General features: G+C 70.0%; 6 protein-coding genes. 4 read left to right on the plus strand and 2 right to left on the minus strand.

Annotation, left to right across the window (positions count from 1 at the left end):
- Positions 1–21 precede the first annotated feature (21 nt).
- Both ABZ857_RS37945 and ABZ857_RS37950 read left to right on the plus strand, forming a co-directional pair.
- Complete coding sequence (locus ABZ857_RS37945; protein ID WP_357053607.1) at positions 22–1,488, plus strand: carbohydrate-binding protein; 1,467 nt, start codon at positions 22–24, stop codon at positions 1,486–1,488.
- Between the two features lie 368 nt (positions 1,489–1,856).
- Positions 1,857–3,230, plus strand: a complete 1,374-nt coding sequence (locus ABZ857_RS37950; RefSeq protein WP_357053610.1) for a hypothetical protein — start codon at positions 1,857–1,859, stop codon at positions 3,228–3,230.
- Positions 3,231–3,249: 19 nt separating this feature from the next.
- Here ABZ857_RS37950 and ABZ857_RS37955 read toward each other — a convergent pair whose 3' ends face one another.
- Entirely contained in the window at positions 3,250–3,660 is a 411-nt protein-coding gene (locus ABZ857_RS37955; protein ID WP_357053613.1) for a hypothetical protein, read from the minus strand.
- A 152-nt stretch (positions 3,661–3,812) separates the two neighbouring features.
- Between ABZ857_RS37955 and ABZ857_RS37960 the strand changes: the two genes are divergently transcribed.
- Together ABZ857_RS37960 and ABZ857_RS37965 are read left to right on the plus strand one after the other, a co-directional pair.
- A complete protein-coding gene (locus ABZ857_RS37960; protein ID WP_357053616.1) occupies positions 3,813–4,202 on the plus strand; it encodes a hypothetical protein in 390 nt (129 codons plus the stop codon).
- A 210-nt stretch (positions 4,203–4,412) separates the two neighbouring features.
- Complete coding sequence (locus ABZ857_RS37965) at positions 4,413–4,664, plus strand: hypothetical protein (protein ID WP_357053619.1); 252 nt, start codon at positions 4,413–4,415, stop codon at positions 4,662–4,664.
- A 15-nt stretch (positions 4,665–4,679) separates the two neighbouring features.
- On the opposite strand, the gene ABZ857_RS37970 is transcribed toward ABZ857_RS37965, so the two are convergent.
- Positions 4,680–5,768 carry an AI-2E family transporter gene (locus ABZ857_RS37970; RefSeq protein ID WP_357053622.1) on the minus strand — a complete coding sequence of 363 codons (1,089 nt, stop codon included), beginning with the start codon at positions 5,766–5,768 and terminating at the stop codon, positions 4,680–4,682.
- Positions 5,769–6,182 lie beyond the last annotated feature (414 nt).

The raw sequence follows: 6,182 nt of genomic DNA on the forward strand, positions 1-6,182 counted from the left end.
CCCCCACCTTTGCGAGGAAGAATGCAGCTTCGCTTCGGTACGGGCCGGCGCGCCAGGGCATTGGTCGCCCTGCTCGCCTCCCTCCTCCTGGCCGTCGCCGGACTGGTCGCGGGAACGGCCGCGTCCGCCTCGGCGGCCCCGAACAGCGTGGTCATGCTGGCCTATCCGGCCTGGGCCCCGAACACCTGGTACGCCATCGGCGCCCGGGTGACCTACAACGGCGTCGACTACGAGTGCATCCAGGCGCACACGTCCCTGACCGGCTGGGAACCGCCGAACGTCCCGGCCCTCTGGAAGCAGGTCAGCGGCGGCAACCCGAGCCCGTCGCCGACTCCGCCGTCAGGCGCACCGGGCAAGCCGGGCAACCCGTCGGTCACCGGCACCACGAACTCGTCGATCTCGCTGTCCTGGTCGGCGTCGAGCGGCACGGTGACCGGCTACCGCGTCTACGAAGGCACCTCGGTCAAGGCGACCGTCAGCGGCACCAGCGCCACGGTCTCCGGCCTCGGCACCTGCACCACCCACACGTACACCGTCAAGGCGTACAACTCGAACGGCGAGTCCGCGGCGAGCGGCTCGGTGACCGGCACCACCACCGGCTGCACCAGCGGCGGCGGGAAGCTCCCCGGCGCGCCGTACCTCTACATGGGCTGGGGCAACCCGCCGAGCCCGGCCTCGGTGATGAGCGCGACCGGCGTGAAGTCCTTCACCATGGCGTTCATCCTGTCCAGCGGCGGCTGCACCCCGGCCTGGGACGGCAACCGCCCGCTGACCGGCGGCGCCGACGCCACCGCGATCCAGCAGATCAAGGCCGCGGGCGGCAGCGTGCAGATCTCCTTCGGCGGCTGGCAGGGCAACAAGCTCGGTCCGAACTGCTCGAGCCCCCAGGCGTTCGCCGACGCGGTGCAGCAGGTCATCAACGCGGTCGGCCCCGCGGTGGTGGACTTCGACATCGAGAACACCGACGAGTTCGAGAACTACACCGTGCAGGACCGCATCCTGAACGGCCTGAAGACCGTCAAGGCGAACAACCCGAACGTCAAGGTCGTCGTCACCTTCGGCACCGGCAGGACCGGCCCGAACACGCACGGCATCCGCCTGATCAACCAGGCCAAGGCGCTGAACGTGCCGATCGACAACTTCACGATCATGCCGTTCGACTTCGGCAGCTCCAACATCTACACCGACACCGTGAACGCGGCCGAGGGCCTGAAGAACGCGCTCAAGTCCGCGTACGGGTGGAACGACGCCACCGCGTACGCGCACATGGGCATCTCGGGCATGAACGGCGTGTCCGATCAGCAGGAGATGACCACGACCCAGACCTGGACCCAGATCCGCGACTGGGCGAAATCGCACGGCCTGACGCGGCTGGCGTACTGGGCGGTCAACCGCGACCGCGGCTGCCCGGGCGGCGGCGTGGTGTCGAACTGCAGTGGCATCGCGCAGAACGACTGGGACTTCACCAGGATCACCGCGGGTTTCTGACCCGCCTCATACCGACGGACAGAGGGATCCGGGCACGGCCCGCCGGACCGGATCCCTCGCCGCCGCACACGGTGTGAGCAGCGCCGATCCGAGTCGGGCGCCCATGATCAGGCGGCCGGTCCGGCGGGGATGACCCCCCTACCCGCCGGGCCGGTCGCCCCCGTGCGTGGGGGCGAGCAGGCCGATCAGCATCCCGACGATCATGGCCACGGCAAGGGTGATCCACAGGCGAATTTTCATCGAAGTCTCCTGGATGTAACGCTCCGTGGTCACAATACCCCGAATCGTGACGGACCGCGACGGTCGGGTCGCCGAATCCGGGATCGAGTCGCCTGTTTTGCCATTCGTCGGGCAGGCTTGGCATCGTCATGGAATACGCGATCCCCACCAGCATCGTCCTCGTCGCCGGCGTCGTGCTCGCGCTCGTCGCCCAATGGAAGGGCTGGCGGCCGTCCCTGGCCGTCACGCTCACGCTCGGCATCGCCGTACGCGTGCTGATCATGGTTCTGTCGGCCAGGGACACCCAGTGGCAGCCGGTCGACTACGTCAACAGCTTCCAGCCCGCCGGCGTGGCGATCCTCGACCACCGCGACCCGGTGCTCGAGAGCAACGGCGGATGGCACTTCCTCCCGACGATCCCCTACATGTACGGCCTGCTGCTGTGGCTGGGCATCCCATGGGAGTACGCCGGCCGCATCGTCACAGTCGTCGCCGACGTCGTGCTGATCCCGCTGGTCGGCAAGCTGGCCGGGGCGCGAACCGAGAAGCTGCGCGCCTTCCAGTACGCCTGCAACCCCCTCGCGATCCTCGTCGCCTCCGTGCACGGCCAGGTCGAGCCGGTCTCCCTGGTCTTCGGGGTCGCGGCGTACGTCGTGGCACGCGGCCCGGGCGAATGGCGGCGTCCCGAGCCGCTGCCGTGGGCCCGCATGCGGCTCGCGAACCGTGACCTGCCGCTGCCCTGGATTTCGCCGGCCGAGATCGTGCGGCGCATCGTCCACCCGTCGCAGGAGGACCGCGCGGCGACGGGCCGGGCCGTGTGGGCGGGGCTGCTCATGGGGCTCGCGCTCTGCGCGAAGAGCTGGCCGGTGATCCTCGTGCCGGCCCTGCTGATGTTCCTGCCCGGGCTGCGCAGCCGCCTGGTCTCGCTGGTCGCGACCGGCGTCTCGCCGGTGTTCTTCCTGCTGACGCTTCCGATCGGCGGCTGGACGGAGTGGCGGCAGCTTCCCGAGGTGCTCAACACCATCGGGCTGCGGCCCAGCGACGTCCGCCCGATCACGGGGGACTGGGGCTGGACCGCCCTGGTCAGCGGCGGCAACTGGAACCTCGACCCGCTCCCGGCCAGGATCGGCCAATACCTCATCTACGCCGCGATCGTCGCCTGCCTCGTCTGGTGGCGCAAGGCCGACCCGGTCGACGTCACGATCGCGATCCTGCTGTCCTTCATGATCTTCACGCCGCGCCTCGGCGCGCAGTATCTGCTGTGGTTCATGCCGTTCCTGGTCGCCCGGCCCACCCGCTGGGCCTGGCCGGCGATCCTCGGCAGCACGTTGTGGGCCGCGATCGGATACATCGTGCTCACCCAGTTCCATGGGCCCGAGTGGGGCGAGCTGCACGCGCCCTGGGCGATCAGCTCGCTGGTGCTGTTCCCCGTGCTGATCGCCGCCATCCCGTGGCGGCGCAGGTACGCGGAGACCACGCCGGTGCGGGTCCCGGGGGAGAAGGAAGCCGTTCCCGCCACCTGAGACGGGGGTCCCGCCCGTCTCAGGTCACGATGAGACGGACCATGTGGCCGTGGCTTTTGAAGCCGGGCGGGTCACCATCGAGCATTCCGGTCACGCACTCGAACACGCCCGGCGCGGCCTGCCGTACGAAGAAGACGGTCTCGGCGATCGCCGACAGCAGCCGGATCACGTCGCGGAGCACGTGGACGCCCTCCCTGTCGCCGGCCAGCGACACCGTCACCTCGTACACGCCGTCGTCGAGCAGGCGCTCACCGGTCAGCAGCCACTCCGACCCGCACGCCCGGCGCAGGTGGGGGAGCAGATGCGCCTCGGGTTCCTCCGTCACCCACCCGTCCCGTGCCATCGCGTCGAGCAGAGCGGACACCTGTGGCTCCATCGCCGAGGCGTCCGCGATCCCGGTGAGGCGCTCGTCGTTGTCCCATCGCCGCATGATCAGACCATAAGCCGGAGCACCGCGGCGGGGCCCGCAGACGCTCCGTGCCGGGGCCCGTCCGACGGCCGTGGGCACGCATCCGCCCCGAAATGTCGCCCACGGCCGCTAGCGTCTCCACCCGCCCGCGTGATCGCCATTGGAGGGACGGAATGGCCCGACTGCTCCGCACCGTCGAGGACGAGGTGCCGATTTCCTATGGCCGTTTCGACCTCCTGGACGCGTCCGGCCTCGGTCTGCCGGCCGGTACGGAGATCGCGGCCGGCGCGCTGCTCACCGAGCCCGGACAGGTCGCCCTGGGTCAGGTCGGTGTGACCAGTCAGGCGTGGGCGTGGAGTGCGCGCGTGCGGATGGAGGCGTGGGACGCCGAGCCTCCCGCACCCGGTCAGCCCTGGACCGAGGCCGGGCAGGTCCTCTATCTGAGCCCGGGCGGCATCGTCGAGTTGTGTGGCCTCATGCGTGTTCCGTCGGGGCAGCGGCTGCTGCTGGGGCCGCCGTTCTTCGCCTACGGCCTGCGGGCCTATGCCGGACCGGGTCCGTAGCGAGCCGATCGACGGCGACGAGAGCGTGGCCGAAGCCGTCGAGGAGGCGTGGCTGCTGCGGTTCTGGCCGCTGGCCGACGCCGCCGGCCCGGCGCTGCGCGCGGAATCCGAGGCCGGCGGCCTGGCCGCGGGCAGGATGCGTGAGGTCCTTCCGCTCGACCCCGGCTCCGCCGCGCCGCGGCCACCACCCTGCGGCTTGAGGAGGCCGGTGTGCGCGCCGTCCCGATCGGGCCCGATCCCGGCTTCAGCGGCCGCGCCTGGGTGTGGGCCCCCGACGAGAGCGCCCATGCCGACGTCCTGTCGATCGACAGGGAGGTCGTCGCCCGCGACCGCCTCCGCCGCGCGACGCTGCTGACCGGGATCGTCACCATCCTGCGCAACGAGAACGGCTTCGTCGAGGTCCGCGCGGCCACCAAGGCCGAGGCCGCACGAGTGCTCGGTGCCGAACGGCTGCGAGCCTGACATGGCCGGACGGCCTCACCGAGGTTCGGGGCGTTCGGGCTGCGAGTCGGGACGGGACGCCGGGGAGGGTTCCGGTAACCGCCCAGAGATGAGCGCGGCGGCCCAGGTGCCGTCCGGATCGCTGTCGACGAGCAGGGCACGGACGAGCAGGCTCAGCGGGATCGCCAGCAGCGCGCCGAGCGGACCGAGCACCCACGCCCAGACGATCAGCGAGAGGAACGTGGCCGTGGTGGACAACCCCACGGCGTCACCCAGGAACTTCGGCTGGATGAACGACTGGATCACCACGTTGATCGCGATGTACGCCACGATCACCAGCAGCATGGTCTTGGGTCCGCCCTCCAGCAGCCCGAGCAGTGCCGGCGGGATGAGGCCCAGGATGAACCCGATGTTCGGGATGTAGTTCGTGATGAGGGCGAGCACCCCCCACAGCAGCGGGAGCGGCACAGCCAGGACGTACAACGCGATGACGTCCAGGACCGAGCAGATGAGGCCGAAGACGGTCGAGACGATCAGATACCGGCGGGTCCTGTACGTGAAGGACTTGAGCGCGCGTGCGAGCGCCGGTCGTTCGGCCGAGGCGGCGTCCACGATCCGGGCGAACACGGGGGCGTCGAGGCTCATGGCCAGCAGCAGCACGACGATCAGGAACAGGCTCGACAGCACTCCCAGGAGGCTGCTCAACACGCTCTGGGCGAGGCCGATCACCTTGCCGAAATCGAGCGACGACAGCGCCTTGTTGAGCTGTTCGCTCCCGTAGCCGAGGCCCGCCGCCCAGTGCTGGAGGTCGGCCACCATCGCGTTGAACTGGACCGCGTACGTGGGGGCCAGGATGGCCAGCTGCGCGGCGGCGAGGCTGAGCACCGCGACCATCCCGAGCAGGACCAGCAGCACCACGGCGAGGGGGACGGCCACCTGCAGCCAGACCGGGGCTTTGCGGCGGGCCAGCCAGCCGCGTACCGGGGAGACGGCGATGACGAGGGTCAGCGCCAGGACGACCGGGCCGACGATCGAGCCCACCGCCTGGACGCCGGCGAGGGTGATCACCGCGGCGGCGGCGCCGACCAGCACGATCAGGGCGCGAGGGAACCCCTGTCGAGTCACGTCCCGTTCCTACCCCTTCTCCGTGGAAAGGCTGCGCAAGGTGGATCAAGTCGTAGCACGCTCCGGCCCCTACCCTTGCCCGCGCGAACGAGTCGTTAGGGGAATGCAGCCAGGCCCCGCGCCGTTGGTCGGACAGACGCTCGTACGGAACTTCCATCCGATGGATGACCTGCGGGAATAGACTGCCGGGCGGGTGCGTTGGAGTCTAGCCGGGCCAAGCCGTCGGCAGGGCCTGGTAATCTTGTGGTGTCGGCGCGGTTCGGCGCACTCCTCTTCGATCACTTCGGTGGTTGTCTTGATGTGTGCGCGGGCTGGTTGCCGGCGGCTCCTTGTGCTTTTCGATCTTCTGGGTCGGTGGTTTTGCGCCGGGCTGGGGGTTCGGGTAAGTTAGAGGGGTTGCCCCGGAAACGGGGG

Origin of the sequence: Microbispora sp. NPDC046933 (assembly GCF_040644635.1) — a bacterium.
GTDB lineage: Bacteria > Actinomycetota > Actinomycetes > Streptosporangiales > Streptosporangiaceae > Microbispora.